Here is a 19,512-nt window from a genome sequence, read left to right on the forward strand (position 1 = left end):
GGAAGGAATCGAACACTGGTGAAGGACTGGGAATACTTCGACAATGACGCCGACCGCTATGAGGAGCAAGTCCCCATCGCGGATGATCTCGGCAGGGCTTTGGTGGACTTCGCCGGCCTGACCCCGGATATGCGGCTGCTCGACGTCGGCAGCGGCACCGGCGCGGTCGCCCGCCACGCGCTGGCCACAGGGTGCCCAGTCACCACCATCGACACGGCATCCAATATGGTGCGGAAGCTGCGCACCGACCTGCCGGACATCGCCGTCCACCGCATGACGCCACCCAGCTCGACTTCCCCGACGGCTCCTTCGACGCCGTCCTCGCTGGCTATGTAATCGACATTATCGACGATCCCCAGGCCGCCCTTACCGAAATTTCCCGCGTTCTAACCCCAGGCGGGACGTTCGCCGCCTCGATCAAGGGCCCGCTACGGCAATGCTGGCACTGGCTGGAGGACCTGATGAACCCGTTCACGAACCCACAGGACATCTACCATCCCAGGGACCCCGACGTGCCGGCGCTGCTCACCGAAGCCGGGTGCGCCGCCATCGAAGAAAGACTCCTCGAGCACCCGACACCGATCCCCAACCCAGAAGCACTGTGGAGTCACATCATGACCGGACGGTCCCAGGGAACACTGCCCTTCCTGACCGAGGACCGCATCCCCGAGGTCCGCGACCAAATATTCGCACACGCCGAACAAATGCGCGCCGAGGGCGGCATGGTCGCCCACCACGACGTAATCCTGTATCGGGCGAAAGCCAAGACCGCATGACCGAAACCGTCCAGCAACAGAACGACCAGACACGCGACTCCACGCATCTCGGCGGGGAGGCAGGCCAGACACGGGTACGGCTTCGCGATCTGCTGTACACCGCGCGTGGCCACGGTCGCCAGGTTGCGGCGGCGGTGCTGCTGTCATTGGTCGGAGCGGGTCTGCGACTGCTCCAACCGGTGCTGGCCATGAAGATGATCGACGCCGCCGCGGGCGGTCGAGACCTGGGTTGGTTGCTGGCTGCGTTGGTCGCGGTGTTCGCCGCGCAGGCTGTGGCCGAAGGCCTCGGACATTATCTGCTGGAGCGCACCAGCGAGGGCATCGTCCTCGGTCTGCGCGTTGGCCTGATCTCGCGGCTGCTACGACTGCGGCTGGGGACACACCGCAGCCGGCGGATGGGGGACCTGATCTCACGCGCCGGCACCGACACCACGCTGCTGCGGGATGTGGTGACCTACGGCTTGGTCAGCATCGTGACCGGCGCTCTCGCCCTTGCCGGCACTGTGGCCTTCCTGATCTGGCTCGACTGGATGCTTTTTAGCCTCGTGGTGATCACTGTCGCGGTAGGCACCGCGATGGTGACCACGGTCTTGCGGGGGATCCGGACGGCCAGCGAACGCGCCCAGGACAGCGTCGGCGCCATGATCGCCGACCTCGAACGCGCCATGACAGCCACCTGCACGGTGCGGGCCAGCCGCGCCGAAGGCCGCGAGACCACCCGTATCGGCGGCAGCGCCCGAGTCGCCTACACCGAAGGAGTGCGGGCCGCGAAGCTCAGCGCCATCGCCACCCCCGCCATCCAACTGGCCGTCAACGGCTCACTGATCCTGGTCTTCGTCATCGGCGGCATTCGCGTCACCCACGGTGCCATCTCCCTGAGCGACCTGGTCGGATTCCTGCTCTACATGACCTACCTGATCTCCCCACTCAGTGGCCTTCTCCACGCGGCCAGCGCCGTCCAACGCGGCCAAGGAGCACTGCAACGCATCAACGACGCCATGGCCTTACCCATCGAGCAACACGACAACACACTCACCGACACCAGCCCGCCCACCAACGACGTGGCCCTGGAGTTCCGCGACGTGTGGTTCCGCTACGACGAACGCCCCGTTCTCCAGGGGATCTCCTTCCAGCTGCCCCACCGAACCCGCACCGCCCTGGTCGGCCTGTCCGGCGCGGGCAAGTCCACCATCTTCGCGCTGATCGAACGGTTCTACGACCCAGAACACGGCTCGATCCTCATCGACGGACACGACTCTCGCACCCAGCTGACACTCGCCCAATGCCGGGCCCGAATCGGATTGGTGGAGCAACACGCGCCGGTCCTGCACGGCACCCTGCGCGACAACATCACCTACGCCGCACCAGACGCCGACCCCGACGAGATACAACGCGTGCTGGAACTGGTCAACCTGGGCGACCTGGTCAACCGGCTACCCCACGGCCTCGACACCCAAGTCGGAGAACACGGCACACAGCTCTCCGGCGGCGAACGCCAACGCATCGCCATCGCCAGAGCGCTACTGCCCCGCCCCAGTCTCCTCCTGCTCGACGAGCCAACCTCCCAACTGGACACCGTCAACGAAGCCGCCCTCAACCACGCCATCAACCAGGTATCAACCGAATGCTCCCTGCTGATCATCGCCCACCGCCTCAGCACCGTCCGGATGGCCGACCAAATCCTGGTCCTGCACAACGGACACCTCGTCGGCGCCGGCACCCACGACGAACTGCTGCGCAGCAACCCGATCTACCGTGACCTCACCACCGGCCGACTCCACATGACACCTCCGGAGCACAACGGACGCACACCCGACGGACTCATCAACCAATGAGGGCGGCCACCCCCCGAGCACAGGAGTGTCAACCGCGAAAGGACGCGAGGCGCACCGCCCTGGCGACGATCACCATCACATTGCCCGGAGACGGCCTCGGAGCGGTAGCGGCCGCTGCCGAGCCGCTCCATCACCCGAAAGAGGAAGACATGGCTCAAATAAGCGTGAAACCGCAGGTCGAGCTATGTGTGAATGCTGTATGTGCCCCGGGTGAGACTCGAACTCACACTGGACGGGTTTTGAATCCGTTGCCTCTGCCAATTGGGCTACCGGGGCGGGTGCATTGTTGGAGTTTACCGGGTGGGGTGTAGGGCGTGATCGGGCGGGTGGGGAGGATATAGGGGCTGGTCAGGATGAGGGCGGTTACCTGTGGGTGGCCCAGGTCGCGATGGCCGGGGGTCAAGGCGCCCGGTGTGGTGAGCAGTACCTCGACCGGTTCGGCAGCCGGAATGGCAGATCCGCCTGCGCTGGGTGGGCGCAGGCGGATCGCGGCTGTTCTTACGGGGTGATCGGGGCGCTGCCGAGTTGGGTGTTTTGGCCGGGGTTGAGGGTGCAGGTGAAGGGGTCCTGGGTCTGCCAGGCGGGGTTGGCGTTCATGAAGTGGAAGTCCGCCCGGATGGTCAGGGTGTCGCCGATGTCGATGCGGAACGGGCCGGGGGCGGGGCCCGCGGTGCCGGTGGGGATGAAGGTCTTGTCGTCCTGGTGCGCCTTGAAGGTCATGTCGCCCTTGCCGCTGTAGAACTGCTCGGGGGCGAAGATGTCCTTGGCCGTGGTGGCGTCCAGGGTGCCGCCGGTGGCCTTGACGTCGGAGTCGGCTCGTCCGCGGGCTCCGTCTACGCCTGCGACGTTGTACATGAGTTCGGCGACCTCGGCGGGGATCGTGGCGATGATCTCCAGGTCGCGGATGGTGGCCTTGGAGCCGGTGCGCACCGAGTCGGGGCCGATGGCCTTGCCCTTGCCGCTGGCGGGGCCTTCGCCGATCAAGGGGTAGTTGCAGGTGTAGTTCAGCACGTGGCTCTCGTAGACCTTGTCGCCTGCCGCCGCGGTGCCCGCTCCGATGACACCGGTGAGCGCCACCGTCAGCGTGGTGGTCGCCAGGTAGGCTACGGTTTTGACCAGTCTTGCGATCATGGATACCTCGACTCCATTGTTCTGACGGATACGCGGCTCAAGCCGGCGCGAAGCCGACAATCCTCCGGATCGGAACCGCGATGCCGTTGAGTGGGAGTGAATCCGAAAATCCATTGCCCTCGCCGCATTTGCGAAAAGGTGGGTATTGCTACCGACGGGTAGGTTACGTCTGCGGCAACTTGTCGACAAGCGAGCTTTCACGGAAGCGACCGGATCGGCCTACCGCCGACCGGTGAATTGTGGGTTGCCGTGAAATCTCATCGGGCAGACATGTCGGAAGTTATAGGCAAGCTACAAGTTGTTGGTGTGGAGAAGCGTAAAGGCGCCATCGCCGGCAGTGAAGCGGAGTCGCATAAGGACCATTCTTAGCCGGAGGTCAGAGGCTTCGGCTGCGTGGGCGTCGACATCCCACTCCCCTGTTGGCATTGCCCGACGGCACCGCCTGGTCAACGAGGTGGCGTGGGCCCCAGCCTGCGAGTCGACCCTCTCACTGAGAGTGTGACCGGTGCCACACAACGTGGGTTTTGGTCGGGGGCGTTTCCTGGGTGCGGGCGCTGGGGAGGTGGCCCGTCCCATTCGCGGAAACGCGACGACAATTTTCGGAGGACCTTGTGTCTGAATCCCGATCGGCCTTTCGCGCCCCGACAACGGTTGCGCTGGCGGCCGACGGCATCCTCATCCACGCCATCAACCATGTGCACCAGATCTTCCCGCTGGGGGATATCAACGTCGGCACGGTTTTCCATGCGATCAGCGCGCCGGTGTACGCCTGGCTGGTCTATCACGTCCGGGCCGGGAAGAACTGGGCGCGGATTGCGATCACGACTCTGTTGATCGGCCAGTTCGCCGGGCGGTTCGTTATCTTCTTTATGTTCCCTGATATCTGGGCCAGGCTGGCGTTGCTCTCCGGCTGGCTGTTGTCCGCCGCGGTGTTCTGGTTGCTGTGGGGGTCGCGGTCCTCGCGGGAGTACTTCCGGGGAGGTCGGGCCGCGGGGCCGGTAGAGGTCGCGCCGGTCACGAGCGGGCGCGATTGAGCGAACCCCAGTCGGTCGCGGGCTGTCGTTCGATCATGGCCTCGCATTCGCGCAGCGCGGTCTCGGAGACCCAGGCAAGTGGTCTGCGGCAGGTCACCAGCGGCTCGTTGTCGGGTCCGCGGCCGCACTCCTCGCCGGTCAGCACCCAGGCCCGCACTCCGGGGCCGCGTTGCTCGCACAGGTGCCGGTAGTCGAACAGGCGCCGGGCCACCCAGAGCCGGATCGAACGGTCCTCCCACCAGGGTTCCACCCGCAGCGGGCTGGCGGACAGGCCCGGCAGCCGGACGCCGGTGAGTTCGTCCCTGCTGTGGCCATGGCCACCGTCGGCGACCCCATCGGCGACCGGTCCCTGGGACCAACGCAGGTACAGGTCGGCGCCCGCATTGTTCTCGGCCACCAGTTCGGCCAGTTCGGTTAGCGTGTCGAGGGTCGGCATGTCCACGACAGACGGTGTACCCCGAATACGCACGTCAATCGCATGCGGCGGTGGAAATCGAGCCGATCCGGCGTCGGGAATTACAGCAGGCGGAGCTGAGTGCTTTTCGGTTTCCGCGGGGATTGGGCGGTTCCGAGTTGTTCGCGGACCGCGGCGGGGATATCGGCCAGATAGGGCGAGCGCGTGGTCTTGTGCACGGCGCCGTGGCGGAAGCGTTCGGCGGCGTGGCTGAGGTAGAGGCAGCGCTGGGCCCGGGTCATGCCGACGAACAGCAGCCTGCGTTCCTCTCGCACGTGCTCCTCGTCCACGGCAGCGCCCGGCCAGCGCAGCGGCAGCAGGCCGTCTTCGCAGCCGACGATGAACACCACCGGGAACTCCAGCCCCTTGGCGGCGTGCAGGGTGAGCAGCGTGATGCGGTCCGCCCGAGGGTCCCAGGTGTCGACCTCGCAACCCAGCGACAGCTCACCGCGGAAGTGGTCGAGGTCCTCGCCGCACTTCTCGGCCAGGGGTTTGAGCAGGTCGATCGCGGAGTGCAGGTCGGCGGCGGCTTCGGGGGTTCGGGCGCGGACCGCCTCGGCGGCCAGCGAGATCTGGTGTGCGACAGGGGTTTTCGAGCCGCCTGACAGCGGGGTGTAGGCAAGTTCGGCGAGGATCTCGGCAACACCTGGGCGGTCGGTGAGGCGGTCGTGGGAGCGCTTCTGGAACGGCAGGCCCGCTCTGGTCAGGGCCTCCATCACCGCACCCGCCTGGCGGTCGGTGCGGTAGAGGACGGCGAAGTCGGACAGGTCGAGGCCCGGCACGCCATCGGTGTCGACGCGGCCGCTGTCCATGGAGTGGAAGGACGTTCCGCCGAGTAGCTGCTCGACGGTGCGGGCCACGAAGGCCGCCTCGGCCTGCTCGTCGGGTGCTGAGTGCAGGCCGACCAGCGCTGAGCCGTGGGCGCCCATGGGGTGCAAGGCGCGGTCGGGGACCAGCGTCGTCGGCGAGATGACCTGGAGCGCGGCGGTCAGGATGTGGGGGCTGGAGCGGTAGTTCCTGGTCAGCTGCACGGTGCGGGCGGTGGTGAAGTCCTGCCGGAAGCGCAGGAAGAAGCCGACGTCGGCGCCGCGGAAGCGGTAGATGGCCTGGTCGGGGTCGCCGATGGCGGTGAGGTTGCCGTCCGCCGCGGACAGGTGCCGCAGCAGGCGGTACTGCTGCTCGTCCACGTCCTGGTACTCGTCCACCGAGATCCACCGGTACCGCTCGCGGTAGGCCGCGGCCAGAGCCGGGTCCGCTTCGAACAGGCCGAGCGGCAACGTGATCAACTCATCGAAGCTGACCAGGTCCTGCTGGCGCAGTGCCTTGGTGTAGCGCTCGCCGTCGGGGTGGTCCGTGGGTGCGGCGAGCAGCAGGCGGGCCTGTGCCTCGTCGCCGGTGGTGTCGGTGGCGATGGCCAGTTGGCGGGCCTGGTCGGCGATGCCGAAGCCCGCGCTCAGGCCGTACAGCGCGTGGTGCTCGCGCAGGATGCGCACGCCGAGGGAGTGGAAGGTCGCGACGGTCAGCCGCGGCGCGTGCTCGGGCGCGAGGGCGGCCAGCCGTTCGGCCATCTCACCGGCGGCGCGGCGGGTGAAGGTGATCGCCAGGCACTGCTCCGCCGGTACGGCGTGCGCCGTGACGAGGTGCGCGATGCGGTGGGTCAGGGTGCGGGTCTTGCCGGTGCCGGGTCCGGCGATGATCAGCAGCGGTCCCTCGGTGATCTCGGCCGCGGCACATTGGTCGGGGTCCAGGCCGTCCAGCAGCGAGGTGCCCGTCGAAGCGACGAGCGGCGTGGTGGCGACCGGTTCGGGCTGCGCCACCGGGGCACGGCGCGGCTTGGCGGCGGGGGCCTCCACCGCGGGCGCTTCGAAGAGCGCGGGTGTGTTGCGGCGCTGCACCTCGCCGGGCTCGAAGAGGCGGATCACGCCGTACTCGCCGTCGTAACCGGCGTCTCGGATCACCTCGCCGCGGCGCAGACGGGCGATGGCCTCGGCCAACAGCGGCGAGTGTGGCTTGAGGTCGTCGACCGGAACGTCCTGCAGGATCACCAGTTCGGGGCCGAGGGCGGCGGTGAGGCGGTCGATCTCGCCGAGCACCTTCTTGCTCTTCGGGCCGGTGCCGACGATCTCGCTCACGATCTCCGGCAGCGGCACCAGGCTGCGGAAGCCCGCCGCGCCCTCGGGGCGAGCCCCGTCGGGGCGGTCGGCGAGTTCCTCGACGCGGCTCAGCACGCCCACGGTGAGCGGCTTGCGGCATTCCGGGCAGATCCCGTTGTGCGCCAGGGTTTCCGCGGGCTCCATCCGCACGCCGCACTTGCGGTGGCCGTCGATGTGGTACTTGCCTTCCTCGGGGAAGAACTCGATCGAACCTGCGTGCCCCTGTCCGGTCTCCATGGCGCGGCGGACCGCGAAGTAGTCCAGGTCGGTGTCGAAGACGGTGGCCTCGCGGCCGAGCATCGGCGGGGAGTGCGCGTCGGAGTTGCTGACCAGCCGGTATTTGTCGAGCCCTGAGATGCGCCAGTTCATTTCGGGGTCGCTGGACAGCCCGGTCTCCAGGGCGAAGATGTGGTCGGCGAGGTCGACGTAGCAGTCCTCGATGGCGTCGAAGCCGGACTTCGAGCCCAGCACCGCGAACCACGGCGTCCACACGTGCGCGGGCACCAGGTAGGCGCCGTCGCCGGATTCCAGGGTGATTTCCAGCAGGTCGCGGGAGTCCAGGCCGAGGATGGGGCGACCGTCGGAGCCCAGGTTGCCGATGCGGCCCAGCGCGGTGTTGAACCTGGTGGCGGCGTCGAAGTCGGGCAGGTAGATCAGGTGGTGGACCTTGCGGGTGCGGTCGCCGCGCTTGTAGATGGTGGAGATCTCCACGGACAGCATGAACCGCACCTCGCTCGCGGCGAGGCTGGGCGCGAGGCGGCGGGAGATATCGCGGTCCAGGTCGGGCCGCAGCCGGAACAGGCCGGGCTCGGCGGTTTCCAGGTTCTCGCGCAGGTGCTCGAACCAGGCCGGGTGGGTGAAATCCCCTGTGCCGACAAGGGTGATTCCCTTGCGGCGCGCCCACCAGGTCAGATGCTCGAGATCGCAGTCCCTGCTACAGGCCCGGGAGTACTTCGAGTGGATGTGCAGATCAGCGACAAAACGCACCCGGCGCATCCTGCCACAGCCGTGTTCACGGCATCACGCTGCGTGGCTTCAGGATGCGAGCAGGTCGAAGTGGAAGCCGATCAGGAACAGCGACAGTCCGAGCCGTCGGAAGAAGTGGAACGGCCGGGCCTGGTCGCACAGCGAGACGAACATTCGGATCGGCAGCGTCCGCAGGAAGTTGCCCGCGATGAAGAACCACTGCGGAGCCAGCGCGACCAGCATGATGCCGATCACGCACAGAGCCCACACGCTGAGGCTGATCGTCTGCTGGAGGTCGTCGCTTCCGCCCGCCGCCCAGACGACACCGTTCACCCCGAACTGGCCGATAAGCCCAACGGCCAGCACGAATGCGAAGGCGGCGCCTCTCATCTCGGAGCCGAACCTCGGTCCTTCGATCAGGGCGCGGTCCTCGGACGAAAGCCGGGGCAGCAGGAACTCCTCGACCAGTTCCTCGGCCCGCGCGATCTGCTCGTCGCACAGCAACCGATGATCGGATGTACAGGAGTGCGCGGCGGCGGTTTCCGCGACCGCGTGCTCCCAGAACCGCAGGACGTCTTCGGCGTCGGCGATGGCTTCCGCCGGGTTCTCCTCCGGCGGCTTGGTCACCGGGCGATGTTCGAAATAGTTCAGCGTGTGGTGACTGGTCACCACGTAGTGCTCGTTGACGATGGTGCGATAGATCGCGCTTTTGAGCGTGACCAGTTCCTCGCGACGGACCCTTTTCCGCAGCACGGCGTGGCTCGCCCGGTATCGGGCGGCCGCCTTGGTCGCCCGGTCCCGCAGCCTGTCGAGGTCGATGAGGTCCAGGATCACCGTCAGGCCCGCCAGCAGTTGCAGGAGCTTGCCGAGGCGGCCCCAGAGCAGCATCTGCTTGCCCCACAGGGTCATGCCCTGCGTCGGCTTGCCGTCCAGCCACATCGACCAGACCGCCGAGTACTCGTCAAGAAGCCGGGCTAACACCCGTCACGAGATGCGGGCGACCGCGGCGTAGACGTCGTCCGGGCCCTCGTCGTGGCCGCGGTCGGGCTGCCAGTGCGGGGCGGTGACCAGGCCGGGTTCGACCAGTTCGAGGTCGCCGAACATCGCGCGCACCCGGTCATAGGGGCGGAAGTACATCGGGTTGGGCGTGTGTGCCATCTGCTCGGCCACGCTGCCCATCTCCTCGGGGCGGTGGTCCGCGGTCAGGTGCGACAGCGCGAGGAAACTGCCCGCGGGCAGCGCCTCGGTGTAGCGGGCGACGATGCCGTCCGGGTCATCGGCGTCGGCGACGAAGTGGAACACCGCGATCATCAGCAGGCCGATGGGCTGGTCCCAGTCCAGCAGCGAGCCCACCTCGTGCATGCCCAGCACCGCGTCCGGCTCACGCAGGTCGGCGCGCACCGCGGTGGCATCCGGGTTGTCCGACAGCATCAGGTTCGAATGCGCCACCGCCACCGGCTCGATGTCGACGTAGACGACCTTGCTGCCGGGGTGTGCCTTCTGCGCGACCTCGTGCACGTTGCCGACGGTGGGGATGCCTGAGCCGAGGTCGAGGAACTGGGTGATGCCCTGGGAGATCATGTAGTTGACCGCGCGGTGCATGAAGCGGCGGTTGGAGGCGGCGATCTGCCTGCCCTCCGGAAGGATGCTCAGAATCCTGCCGCCCACCGCGCGGTCCACGTCGAAGTTGTGGCCGCCGTCGAGGAGGAAGTCGTAGATCCGTGCCGCGCTCGGCTGGTCGGTGTTGACACCCGGTGGAACCCACGCCTCGCCCGCCATGTGGCCTCGCCTTCCCCGCGTACGGCTGGTACTCGGGAGAGTACTAGGCGTGCTGATCTTGGGGAATACGAAGCGGCGTCCCGGCGTCGTGCAGGTGCCGCAGCGCTTCCGACCAGGACCGGATCAACCCCGTCTCGTAGTAGGAGATGCCGATCTCGGCGCAGTAGGCCTGCACGATCGGCCGGGCCTTGCGCAGGCTGGGGGCGGGCATGTTGGGGAACAGGTGGTGCTCGATCTGGTAGTTCAGACCGCCCAACGCGGTGTCCATGATCGGGCCGCCGGTGACGTTGCGGGAAGTCAGCACCTGCTTGCGCAGGAAGTCGAGGCTGTCCTCATCGGTCAGCGTCGGCATGCCCTTGTGGTTCGGCGCGAAGATCGCTCCCAGGTACACACCGAGCACACCCTGGTGCAGCAGGAAGAAGCCCACCGCGGCCAGCGGCGGCAGCACGGTGAACAGTGCCGTGAAGTACAGGACGAAGTGCGCAAGCAGCATGACGCCCTCGATGCGGCGGTGCCGCATCGGTCCCGGCTGGAACAGCGCCCGCACGCTGGAGAAGTGCAGGCTGTGCGCCTGGAGGCTGGTCAGCGGGATGAACAGGAAACCCTGGTAGCGCGCGATGAAGCGGGTCAGGCCGGTGCTGTTGGCCGCCTGGCGGCGCGACCACACCAACACGTCCGGCTCGACGTCAGGGTCGAGTTCCTCGTGGTTGGGATTGGCGTGGTGGCGGGTGTGCTTGTCCATCCACCACCCGTAGCTCAACCCGATGGCGAGGTTGGCCACGATCCAGCCCGCGAACTGGCTGGGACCGCGGGTGCGGAAGACCTGGCGATGCGCGATGTCGTGGGCGAGCAGGCCGACCTGGCCGAAGATGATGGCGAGAAACAACGCCACACCGAGCTGCCACCAGGACTCGCCCAGCTGGAAGAACGCCACCCATCCCAGGGCGTAGAGCCCCGCGACGGCGACACCGCGAACGGCGTAGTGGCCGTTGCGCCGGTCCAGCAGACCCGCGGCCTTGATCCGGCGGGAGAGTTCGGTGAAATCACTGCCCAGGCGGGGTGCGAGGGCGCTGTCTGTCGTCATGACGAGAAGTCTTTCGTCGGCGGGTGGCCATGACCATCACGCAGGACCCACTCTTCTTCCGGGTGTAAACCTCACCACCCCGGATGTTGGGCAAGAATGCATTCAACGGCGCTTGAGCACCGTGAAGTCAGCACTGGTGAGCGGTCGACCGGGCAGGTTGCTGGTGGTGGGCTGCGCGCGCAGCCCGTCGAGAACCAGCAGCATGCTGCGCTCCGGAGAGATCTGTGCCGCCTCATCGGAGAGGTTATGCAGCTTCCTCAACAGTAGCGCGCACAGCGCGGCGACATCGCCTGTACCCACATCGGTGCGCATGCTGCCCTCGGCCTGGGCGGCCACCACGATCTTGTCCAGCACCTCGATGACCTGCGTGCGGAGATCGGCGATCTCCGGGTCCCCCCGCAGCACCGCATGCGCCCGCTCCGAGAGCATCGCGAGCTGGAACGTGACCTGGAGCTTGCCGGTCTGCCGCAGGAGCCGGACCAGCGCCTCCCAGGCCGTCGGCTCCTCGTCGGCCGCGGTGCGGCTCTCGGCGAGCATCTGCCGGAAGGCCTGCACGGCCACCGCTCGGATGAGCGTCTCCCGGTCGGGGAAGCGGCGGTAAAGGGTGCCGACACCCACCCCCGCGGCCTTGGCGATCTCCTCCATCGGCACCTGCGCGCCGTGCTCACCGAACATCGCGGACGCCGCGCCGAGGATCTGGTCGCGGTTGCGGCGTGCGTCGGCCCGCAGCGGCGGCTCGCCGTCACGCAGTTCCGACTCGGCCCGCATTCTCCCGCTCCCCTGCTCGACTGACCGGATTCTCGCACGTCCGGAGCGAGACACCCGGCAGCCAGGCGGACAACCGGGAGTAGGTGGACGCATGGCTTCCGGATAAGTACCGTGGAAAACGGAAGGCAACATTCCACATACGCAGCCTGTGAGATAGGGGATCTCCCGTGACCGATGTGGTGGAACAGCCCGTGCACGCCTATCCGATGGACCGCACCTGCCCATTCGACCCACCCCCGCAGTACCGGACGCTGCGAGAGGACGAGCCGATCACCCGGGTGCTGCTGCCCACCGGCGACCGGGCGTGGATGATCACCCGCCACGAGCACCTGCGCGCCATGCTGGCCGACCCGCGCTTCAGCTCGGACCGGCGCAACCCCGGCTTCCCCGTCCTGTCCAACAACAGGCGGATCATCAGCGAGAAGCCCGCGATGATCTCGTTGGACCCGCCGGAGCACACCAAGGCCCGGCGCGCGGTGGTCGGGGAGTTCACGGTGCGGCGGATGGACGCCCTGCGGCCGCGCATCCAGGAGATCATCGACACCTTCCTCGACGACCTGCTCGCCGGACCGCGCCCCGCCGACCTGGTGAAGGCCTTCGCGCTGCCGGTTCCGTCGCTGGTGATCTGCGAACTGCTGGGGGTGCCTTATGGGGATCACGAGTTCTTCCAGGAGTGCACCTCGAAGCTGATCAAACGGGACAGCACCCCCGAGCAGGTGCGCGACGCGGCCAAGGAGCTGCGCGGCTACCTGGACGCGCTGGTGAGCCGCAAGGAGGCCGATCCCGCCGACGACCTGCTCGGCAGGCAGATCCGCAAGCAGCGCGATGAAGACGCCGTCGACCACGACGCGCTGGTGAGCCTGGCGTTCATCCTGCTGGTCGCAGGGCACGAGACCACGGCGAACATGATCTCGCTCGGCACGGTCGCGCTGCTGGAGAACGCCGAGCAGCTGGCTGCGATCAAGGCCGACCCCGCCAAGACACCCGGTGCGGTGGAGGAGCTGCTGCGGTATTTCACGATCGCGGAGATCGCGACCTCGCGGGTGGCGCTCGAGGACGTCGAGCTAGGCGGAGTGCTCATCAGAGCGGGTGAGGGCGTGCTGGGCCTGAGCCTGGCGGCCAACCGGGACCCCGCCGCGTTCGCCGATCCCGACGTTTTCGACATCGGGCGGGCCAACCGGCACCACATCGCGTTCGGCTTCGGCGCCCACCAGTGCCTCGGCCAGAACCTCGCGCGCATCGAATTGCAGATGGTCTTCGATACCCTGTTCACGCGTGTGCCGACGTTGCGACTGGCCAAGCCCGTGGCCGAGCTGCCGTTCAAGCACGACTCGGGCGTGTACGGCCTCTACGAACTGCCCGTCACGTGGTAGGAGTGATCATGCGCATCATCGCGGACACCGACATCTGTGTCGGCGCAGGCCAGTGTGTGTTGACCGAACCCGCCGTGTTCGACCAGAACGACTACGACGGCACCGTCGTCCTGCTCCAGGAGCAAGTGGACGGCGAGACCCTGGAGAGGGCGCGCGACGCCGTGCACCTGTGTCCCAGCGGAGCGCTGTCGCTGGCCGATTAGAGGGCGGCGTCACCAGGCCTGCCGCGTGCCCTGATGACGGAGCCGCTACGTGTCCGACGCCATAGACCGGCGGGAACACCAGCCCGCCGGTCCGCGTTGGACGGGGTGGTCGGCGTGCCGCAGTGTCCCCCGGGCCTCACCCCATTCGCCTTCGCGGACTACCGTTCGGCTGGAGCCGCGTCGTGCCACTCGCCGCGAGGCGACCCGGCACGCCGACCCTCGACTTTCTCAGCGACGGCGGGTGGACAGCAGCCACGCCAGGTAGACCCCGCCCAGCACACCGGTCGCGGTGCCCACCGGCAGGCTGCTGACCGGGAAGAGGCGCTGCACCAGCAGGTCTCCCGCCGCGAGCAGCAATCCACCGACCAGCGCCGCGGGCATCAACGCGCTGCTCCTGGTGATCCGCTGCGCGATCTGCGGGGCGGACAGCGCGACGAACCAGATCGGGCCCGCCGCCGCGGTCGCGACCGCGGACAGCACCACGCTGCACACCAGCAGCACGGCCTTGGTCCGGCCCACGTTCACCCCGAGTCCGCCCGCCGTGTCCTCGCCAAGCTGGAGAACGCTCAGCTTGCGCCCGGTGTAGAGCACCACCGGCAGCAGCAGCGCCAACACGGCGGCGACGGCGGTCACCTGGGTCCAGCCGCGGCCGTTCACGCTGCCCACCAGCCAGGCCTGCGCGGCCAGCGCCTCGTGCAGGTTGGTGCGGGTGATGAGGTAGGAGTTGGCGGCCAGGGCCATGGTGCTGACGCCGATGCCCATCAGGATGAACCGGAACCCGTGCGCGCCGCGGGTAAACGCGAGCAGGTAGATCACCAGTGCCGTGAGCACCCCACCGACCACCGCGCCGACCGCGATCTGGGTCATGGTGCCGTCGAAGACGATGATCGCCAGCAGCGCGCCGGTCGCCGCGCCGTGGGTGAAGCCGATGATGTCCGGGCTGCCGAGGGCGTTGCCGGTCAGGTTCTGCAGAATCGCGCCGGAAAGTCCCAGCGCGGCCCCCACCAGCACCGCGGTGAGCAGCCTCGGCAACCGCAGCGTGTTGACGATGAAGTCCGCGCCGCCACTGCCCTGGCCGACCAGTGCGGCGAACACCTCACCGAGGGAAAGCTGGAACTGGCCGGTGCTGAGCGTGATCAGCATGACGGTCACCAGTACGGCGGTCACCGCCGCGGTCGCGGCCACCGCTCGGCTGTGCACTCGGATCGAGAAACCGTCCGACCTGCTGCGCAACACCTTCACAGTTTCACCAGCTTCCGGCGGCGGCACATCGCGATGAACACCGGCGCCCCGAGTAGGGCGGTCACGATTCCCACCTCCAGTTCGGCGGGTGCCACCACGAGCCTGCCGAGAATGTCCGCACCGATCAGCAGCGTCGGTGAGAGCACCAGCGAATAGGACAGGACCCAACGCTGGTCGGGCCCGACGATCATCCTCGCCATATGCGGCACGGCGAGGCCGACGAAGACGATCGGCCCGGCCGCCGCCGTGGCCGCTCCGCACAGCAGTGTCACCGCGATCGCGCCCGCCGCCCTGGTCAGGCCGATCCTGGCACCCACCGCGCGGCCCATCGAATCGCCGAGGGCCAGCGCGTTCAGCGGCCGCATCAGCAACAGCGCGGTCACCGTGCCCACCACGATGAACGGAGCGACGGCCAGCACGATGTCCAGTTGGCGGCCCGCGAGCGAGCCGACGCTCCAGAACCGGAACTCATCGAACGCCTCGGGGTCGGCCAGCAGCGCCCCGGTGTTGAAGGCGTACAGCACGGCGGTCACCGCGGACCCGGCCAGCACCAGGCGTTCCGGGGTGGCCAGCCGCCTGCCCGCGGAGCCGAGCAGGTACACCACCACGGCGGCCAGCGCGGCGCCCGCGAAGGCGAACCACACGTAGCCGAGCACGGCGCGGATGCCGAGGAACACGATCGCCACTACCACGCCGGTGGAGGCGCCGAGGTTCACGCCGAGCAGACCGGGATCGGCCAGCGGGTTGCGGGTGAGCGCCTGCATCAGCGCTCCCGCGAGTCCCAGCGCCACCCCCACCAGGATGCCGAGCAGGGTCCGCGGGATGCGGTAGTCGTGGATGATCACCGCGTTGGCGGAGCCGTCGTTATGCCACAACAGGTCCCACGTCGCGGTGAAGGGGATGCCCTTGGTGCCCAGCCAGATGCTGAGCAGCACCACCAGCCCGAGCACCCCGGCCGCGACGATCAGACCCGGCCCGCGCAGTGCGCCCACGCGGCGTCGCCGGGTGTCCTGGCTGCCGCCGTCGGCCTCGGGTGGCGAGTGGACAGCCACGGTCACAAATGACCTCCGATGAAGGCCGCACGCATCACACAGCGCAGCCGTGAACTTAGACTAGCCTTACCTTCCCACCTTATCGGGCGATGAGATCCGCCGGAGGTCACGGTTGCACCCACAAATCCTGCGCCGGGCGATCACGGGCCAACGCGGCCTGGTGATCTGCGCGTCGCTGTTCGCCGCCGCGCACCAGGCCGGTGAGGCGCTCGTCCCGGTCGTGATCGGCAAGGTGATCGACAGCGCCATCGCAACCCGTTCCTCGGCGGAACTGCTCCGCTGGCTGCTGGTGCTCGGCGTGTTGTTCGCGCCGCTGTCACTGGCTTTCCGGTTCGCGCTGCGCTGCGCGGAGCGGGCCTCCGAGCAGGCGGCGCATGTGCTGCGCGGGGAGATCGCGGCCAGGGTGCTGGCCCCTGCGGGAGGCGCGGAGGCGGGCAGGCTGCCCGGTGCGCTGGTGAACATCGCCGCCGCCGACGCGAAGCGGGTGGGCGCCGTGAACGCCGCCCTGCCGTTCGCGATCGCGGGCGTTGCCGCCGTCGTCGTCAGCGCCATCGCGCTGCTGCAGATCTCGCTGCCGCTGGGCCTGCTCGTGCTGCTCGGCACTCCACCGCTGCTGCTGTTGATCCGGCTGATCGGCAAACCGCTGGAACGGCGCAGCGGTGCCCAGCAGGAACGCGCCGCACACGCCTCGGGCATCGCGGCCGACCTCGTCGGGGGGCTGCGGGTGCTCAAGGGCATCGGCGCGGAGTCCACCGCGGTCGCCCGGTACCGGCAGACCAGCAGGGAGTCGCTGGCGGCCACCCTGCACGCGGCGAGGGCCCAGTCCTGGCACGACGGTGCGATCCTCGCCGTGACCGGCGTGTTCATCGCCGTGGTCGCACTGTTGGGCGCCTACCTCGCTTACCAAGGTGAGGTCAGCGTCGGCGGACTGGTGGCCGCGGTGGGGCTCGCGCAGTTCCTGCTGACCCCGTTCCAGGTCTTCTCCTGGGCCAACGGCGAGATCGCGCAGGGCCGCGGCGCGGCCCGCCATGTCGCCGAACTGCTGGCCTCTCCCCTGGCCGTGACGCCCGGCAGCGGCGCACTGCCCTCCCCGGTCACCGGCCGGGTCGAGGTGCGGGGCCTGCACCACGGCACGCTGCGCGGGGTGGAGCTGCGGGTCGAGCCGGGCGAACTGCTCGGTGTGGTGGCATCCGATCCGGCCGCCGCCACCGATCTGCTGGCCTGCCTCGGGCGCGATGTGGACCCGGCGGCAGGGGCGGTCGCCCTGGACGGAGTGGTGCTCACCGAACTCGATCCGGGCGACATCCGGTCCGCGATTCTGATCGCCGCGCACGACGCCGACCTGTTCGCGGGCACGCTGCTGGACAACGTGCGTGCTTGCGGGGCATCGGTGGACACAGTGGAGCGTGCTGTCTCGGCCGCCGCGGTGGACGCCGTGGCGGACATGCTGCCGGAGGGCGGGGACACGCTGATCAGCGAGCGCGGCCGGTCGCTGTCCGGCGGTCAGCGGCAGCGGGTGGCCCTGGCCAGGGCACTGGCCGCCGATCCCCCGGTGCTGGTGGTGCACGACCCCACGACCGCGGTGGACGCGGTGACCGAGGCGGAGATCGCGCGGCGGCTCAAGGAGATGCGGGCGGACCGCAGCACGGTACTGCTCACGACCAGCCCCGCACTGCTGGCCGCCGCTGACCGGGTCGTGTTGCTGCGCGGGGGAACCGTGACCGCCGAGGGCAGCCACGCCGAGTTGGTGCGCGACAACGACGACTACCGGACGGTGGTGCTGACGTGACCAGGGAACTGCTGCCCACCGCGAGCGGGGCGAGGACGCGGGCGGTGGTCGCGGAACTCCTGCGGGAGCGCCGCGGGCAGGCGGTGTTCGCCTTCGGCACGCTCACCGCCGCCACAGCGGTCGGCCTGCTCACCGCTCCCCTGCTGGGCAGGCTGGTGGACCTGGTCGTGCAACGCAGCGACCCCGCCGCGTTCGCACTGCCGGTCGGGTTGCTGGTGCTGGTCGCGCTGGTCCGCGGCGCGGTGTCCGCGGTGGGGCTCTCGCAGGTCGCGAAGCTGGGCGAGGGAATGCTGGCGAGCCTGCGGGAGCGGTTCGTGGAGCGGGTGCTGCGACTGCCGCTGGAACGCCTGGAGGAGGCCGGTTCCGGGGACCTGACCGCCAGGGTGACCAACGACGTCTCGGTGATCGCCAAGTCGGTGCGGTTCGCGCTGCCGGAGTTCACCCGCTCGATGCTGACGATCCTGCTCACCCTCGGCGGGCTCGCCCTGCTGGACTGGCGGTTCGCGCTGGCTGCGTTGCTCGCGGTGCCGATTCAGGTGCACACCGCGCTGTGGTACACCAGGCGAGCCGTTCCGGTGTACGCCGCGCAGCGCAAGGCCGTCGGTGAACAGCAGCAGCAGTTGCTGGACACCATCGGCGGTGCGCGGACGGTGCGGGCGTTCCGGCTCACCGGGCCACACCTGGACCGGGTGGCTCAGCGCTCCCAGGCCGCGCTCGACCTGTCGCTGTCCGGGATTCGGCTGCTGACCCGCTTCTACGGGCGGCTCAACATCGCCGAGTACATCGGGCTCGCGGGCGTGCTGCTGGCCGGTTTCGTGTTGGTGAGCGGCGGAAACGCGACGATCGGCACCGCGACCGCGGCGGCGCTGTACTTCCACAGCCTGTTCAACCCGATCAACGCGGCGCTGATGCTCGTCGACGACGCGCAGGCCGCCGGGGCGAGCCTGGCTCGGCTGGTCGGCGTCGCCGATCTGCCAGCGGCCAGCGACTCCGGGAACGCCGACCGTCCGCTGGGCGCGACGATCAAGGTGGCCGGGCTCTCGCACGCCTATGTGCCGGGCCATGACGTGCTGCGCGAGGTGGATCTGGAGATCGGCGAGGGCGAGCGGGTCGCGCTGGTCGGCGCGAGCGGTGCGGGCAAGACCACCCTGGCCAAGCTGATCGCGGGCATCCACCGCCCGACCGCGGGGGTGGTCACGCTGGGCGGTGTCGCCTTGGACGAGCTGGGCGAGGTCGCCACTCGCCGGGCGGTCGCCATGATCAGCCAGGAGGTGCACGTGTTCGCGGGCCCGCTGGCGGATGACCTGCGGCTGGCGTGCCCATCGGCAAGCGATGAGCACCTGCGCGCGGCGCTGGCCCACGTCGGCGCGCTGTCCTGGGTGGAGGCCCTGCCCGATGGATTGTCCACTGTGGTGGGTGATGGCGGGCATTCGCTGACGGTCACCCAGGCCCAGCAGCTGGCGCTGGTGCGGCTGGTGCTGGCCGATCCGCCGATCGCGATTCTGGACGAGGCCACCGCGGACGCGGGCAGCGCGGGTGCGCGTGAGCTGGAGGCGTCGGCGGCGCGGGCGTTGGAGGGACGCACCGGGTTGATGGTGGCGCACCGGCTCACCCAGGCCGCCACCGCCGACCGCGTCGTCGTGTTGCACGCGGGGCGGGTTGTCGAGACGGGCACCCACCTTGAGCTGGTGGCCGCGGGAGGTCGGTACGCGGCGCTGTGGGAAGCGTGGTCGGGTAGCCGGGCCGGTGTCTGACGCGCGCCGCTGGTGCGGCAGCCGCGGCGCTGAATCCAGCGGGGCTCAGGCACGCCTCGAAGTGCTCGACCGATTCCGATGGCTCGTGAGTGCGCAGTCTCCGTGGAACGGAACTGCGC

17 protein-coding genes and 1 tRNA gene are annotated in these 19,512 nt (G+C 68.8%); 8 read left to right on the forward strand and 10 right to left on the reverse strand.

From position 1 onward, the window contains the following. Positions 1 to 18: 18 nt before the first annotated feature. From ACU6XJ_RS00780 to ACU6XJ_RS00790, 3 genes are read left to right on the forward strand one after another with little or no spacing between them, the layout of a single operon-like run. Positions 19 to 336, forward strand: coding sequence for a class I SAM-dependent methyltransferase (locus ACU6XJ_RS00780; RefSeq protein ID WP_476305748.1), 318 nt, complete (start codon positions 19 to 21; stop codon positions 334 to 336). Continuing rightward, complete coding sequence (locus ACU6XJ_RS00785) at positions 219 to 776, forward strand: class I SAM-dependent methyltransferase (RefSeq protein WP_476313742.1); 558 nt, start codon at positions 219 to 221, stop codon at positions 774 to 776. Before ACU6XJ_RS00780 ends, ACU6XJ_RS00785 begins: the two co-directional genes overlap by 118 nt. Beyond that, entirely contained in the window at positions 773 to 2,611 is a 1,839-nt protein-coding gene (locus ACU6XJ_RS00790; protein ID WP_476305750.1) for an ABC transporter ATP-binding protein, read from the forward strand. Before ACU6XJ_RS00785 ends, ACU6XJ_RS00790 begins: the two co-directional genes overlap by 4 nt. A 202-nt stretch (positions 2,612 to 2,813) precedes the next feature. Here ACU6XJ_RS00790 and ACU6XJ_RS00795 read toward each other — a convergent pair. Both ACU6XJ_RS00795 and ACU6XJ_RS00800 read right to left on the reverse strand, forming a co-directional pair. Then, positions 2,814 to 2,887, reverse strand: a tRNA-Leu gene (locus ACU6XJ_RS00795). Between the two features lie 222 nt (positions 2,888 to 3,109). Beyond that, entirely contained in the window at positions 3,110 to 3,742 is a 633-nt protein-coding gene (locus ACU6XJ_RS00800; RefSeq protein ID WP_476305751.1) for a DUF6801 domain-containing protein, read from the reverse strand. Between the two features lie 611 nt (positions 3,743 to 4,353). On the opposite strand from ACU6XJ_RS00800, the gene ACU6XJ_RS00805 reads away from it, so the two are divergent. After that, the gene (locus ACU6XJ_RS00805) at positions 4,354 to 4,776 is read left to right on the forward strand and encodes a hypothetical protein (protein ID WP_476305752.1); all 423 of its coding nucleotides are present in this window, start codon (positions 4,354 to 4,356) and stop codon (positions 4,774 to 4,776) included. On the opposite strand, the gene ACU6XJ_RS00810 is transcribed toward ACU6XJ_RS00805, so the two are convergent. From ACU6XJ_RS00810 to ACU6XJ_RS00835, 6 genes are all read right to left on the reverse strand, one after another. Then, positions 4,757 to 5,212, reverse strand: a complete 456-nt coding sequence (locus ACU6XJ_RS00810) for a DUF6098 family protein (protein ID WP_476313743.1) — start codon at positions 5,210 to 5,212, stop codon at positions 4,757 to 4,759. The two genes, ACU6XJ_RS00805 and ACU6XJ_RS00810, sit on opposite strands and share 20 nt — an antisense overlap. Positions 5,213 to 5,292: 80 nt before the next feature. Then, a complete protein-coding gene (locus tag ACU6XJ_RS00815; RefSeq protein WP_476305754.1) occupies positions 5,293 to 8,379 on the reverse strand; it encodes a UvrD-helicase domain-containing protein in 3,087 nt (1,028 codons plus the stop codon). Between the two features lie 39 nt (positions 8,380 to 8,418). Beyond that, on the reverse strand, positions 8,419 to 9,330 hold the full coding sequence (locus ACU6XJ_RS00820; RefSeq protein WP_476305755.1) for a hypothetical protein: 912 nt from the start codon (positions 9,328 to 9,330) through the stop codon (positions 8,419 to 8,421). A gap of 3 nt (positions 9,331 to 9,333) precedes the next feature. Beyond that, positions 9,334 to 10,128, reverse strand: coding sequence for an SAM-dependent methyltransferase (locus tag ACU6XJ_RS00825; RefSeq protein WP_476305756.1), 795 nt, complete (start codon positions 10,126 to 10,128; stop codon positions 9,334 to 9,336). A gap of 43 nt (positions 10,129 to 10,171) precedes the next feature. After that, positions 10,172 to 11,212 (reverse strand): fatty acid desaturase family protein, encoded by a 1,041-nt coding sequence (locus ACU6XJ_RS00830; RefSeq protein ID WP_476305759.1) that lies wholly within the window; start codon positions 11,210 to 11,212, stop codon positions 10,172 to 10,174. A 102-nt stretch (positions 11,213 to 11,314) separates the two neighbouring features. Then, the gene (locus tag ACU6XJ_RS00835; RefSeq protein WP_476305760.1) at positions 11,315 to 11,980 is read right to left on the reverse strand and encodes a TetR/AcrR family transcriptional regulator; all 666 of its coding nucleotides are present in this window, start codon (positions 11,978 to 11,980) and stop codon (positions 11,315 to 11,317) included. Positions 11,981 to 12,147: 167 nt separating this feature from the next. Here ACU6XJ_RS00835 and ACU6XJ_RS00840 point away from each other — a divergent pair, with 167 nt between their 5' ends. Both ACU6XJ_RS00840 and ACU6XJ_RS00845 read left to right on the forward strand, forming a co-directional pair. Continuing rightward, positions 12,148 to 13,353, forward strand: a complete 1,206-nt coding sequence (locus tag ACU6XJ_RS00840) for a cytochrome P450 (protein WP_476305762.1) — start codon at positions 12,148 to 12,150, stop codon at positions 13,351 to 13,353. A gap of 8 nt (positions 13,354 to 13,361) precedes the next feature. After that, positions 13,362 to 13,556, forward strand: coding sequence for a ferredoxin (locus ACU6XJ_RS00845; RefSeq protein ID WP_476305764.1), 195 nt, complete (start codon positions 13,362 to 13,364; stop codon positions 13,554 to 13,556). A 228-nt stretch (positions 13,557 to 13,784) separates the two neighbouring features. On the opposite strand, the gene ACU6XJ_RS00850 is transcribed toward ACU6XJ_RS00845, so the two are convergent. Together ACU6XJ_RS00850 and ACU6XJ_RS00855 are read right to left on the reverse strand one after the other, a co-directional pair. Then, entirely contained in the window at positions 13,785 to 14,792 is a 1,008-nt protein-coding gene (locus ACU6XJ_RS00850) for a FecCD family ABC transporter permease (protein WP_476305765.1), read from the reverse strand. A gap of 2 nt (positions 14,793 to 14,794) precedes the next feature. Next, positions 14,795 to 15,790, reverse strand: coding sequence for a FecCD family ABC transporter permease (locus ACU6XJ_RS00855; protein ID WP_476313745.1), 996 nt, complete (start codon positions 15,788 to 15,790; stop codon positions 14,795 to 14,797). A gap of 172 nt (positions 15,791 to 15,962) precedes the next feature. Here ACU6XJ_RS00855 and ACU6XJ_RS00860 point away from each other — a divergent pair, with 172 nt between their 5' ends. Both ACU6XJ_RS00860 and ACU6XJ_RS00865 read left to right on the forward strand, forming a co-directional pair. Continuing rightward, positions 15,963 to 17,639: an ABC transporter ATP-binding protein gene (locus ACU6XJ_RS00860; RefSeq protein ID WP_476305767.1), complete on the forward strand. Its 1,677-nt coding sequence runs from the start codon at positions 15,963 to 15,965 to the stop codon at positions 17,637 to 17,639. Further along, positions 17,636 to 19,393: an ABC transporter ATP-binding protein gene (locus tag ACU6XJ_RS00865; protein ID WP_476305769.1), complete on the forward strand. Its 1,758-nt coding sequence runs from the start codon at positions 17,636 to 17,638 to the stop codon at positions 19,391 to 19,393. Before ACU6XJ_RS00860 ends, ACU6XJ_RS00865 begins: the two co-directional genes overlap by 4 nt. Positions 19,394 to 19,512 lie beyond the last annotated feature (119 nt).

Source organism: Actinorectispora metalli (assembly GCF_056323685.1).

Excerpts from the sequence above, each read along its gene's own strand:
- ACU6XJ_RS00790 (WP_476305750.1), top strand. The coding sequence starts at position 773 with ATGACCGAAACCGTCCAGCAACAGAACGACCAGACACGCGACTCCACG.
- ACU6XJ_RS00845 (WP_476305764.1), top strand. The coding sequence starts at position 13,362 with ATGCGCATCATCGCGGACACCGACATCTGTGTCGGCGCAGGCCAGTGT.
- ACU6XJ_RS00800 (WP_476305751.1), bottom strand. The coding sequence starts at position 3,742 with ATGATCGCAAGACTGGTCAAAACCGTAGCCTACCTGGCGACCACCACG.
- ACU6XJ_RS00835 (WP_476305760.1), bottom strand. The coding sequence starts at position 11,980 with ATGCGGGCCGAGTCGGAACTGCGTGACGGCGAGCCGCCGCTGCGGGCC.
- ACU6XJ_RS00815 (WP_476305754.1), bottom strand. The coding sequence starts at position 8,379 with ATGCGCCGGGTGCGTTTTGTCGCTGATCTGCACATCCACTCGAAGTAC.
- ACU6XJ_RS00825 (WP_476305756.1), bottom strand. The coding sequence starts at position 10,128 with ATGGCGGGCGAGGCGTGGGTTCCACCGGGTGTCAACACCGACCAGCCG.
- ACU6XJ_RS00810 (WP_476313743.1), bottom strand. The coding sequence starts at position 5,212 with ATGCCGACCCTCGACACGCTAACCGAACTGGCCGAACTGGTGGCCGAG.
- ACU6XJ_RS00830 (WP_476305759.1), bottom strand. The coding sequence starts at position 11,212 with ATGACGACAGACAGCGCCCTCGCACCCCGCCTGGGCAGTGATTTCACC.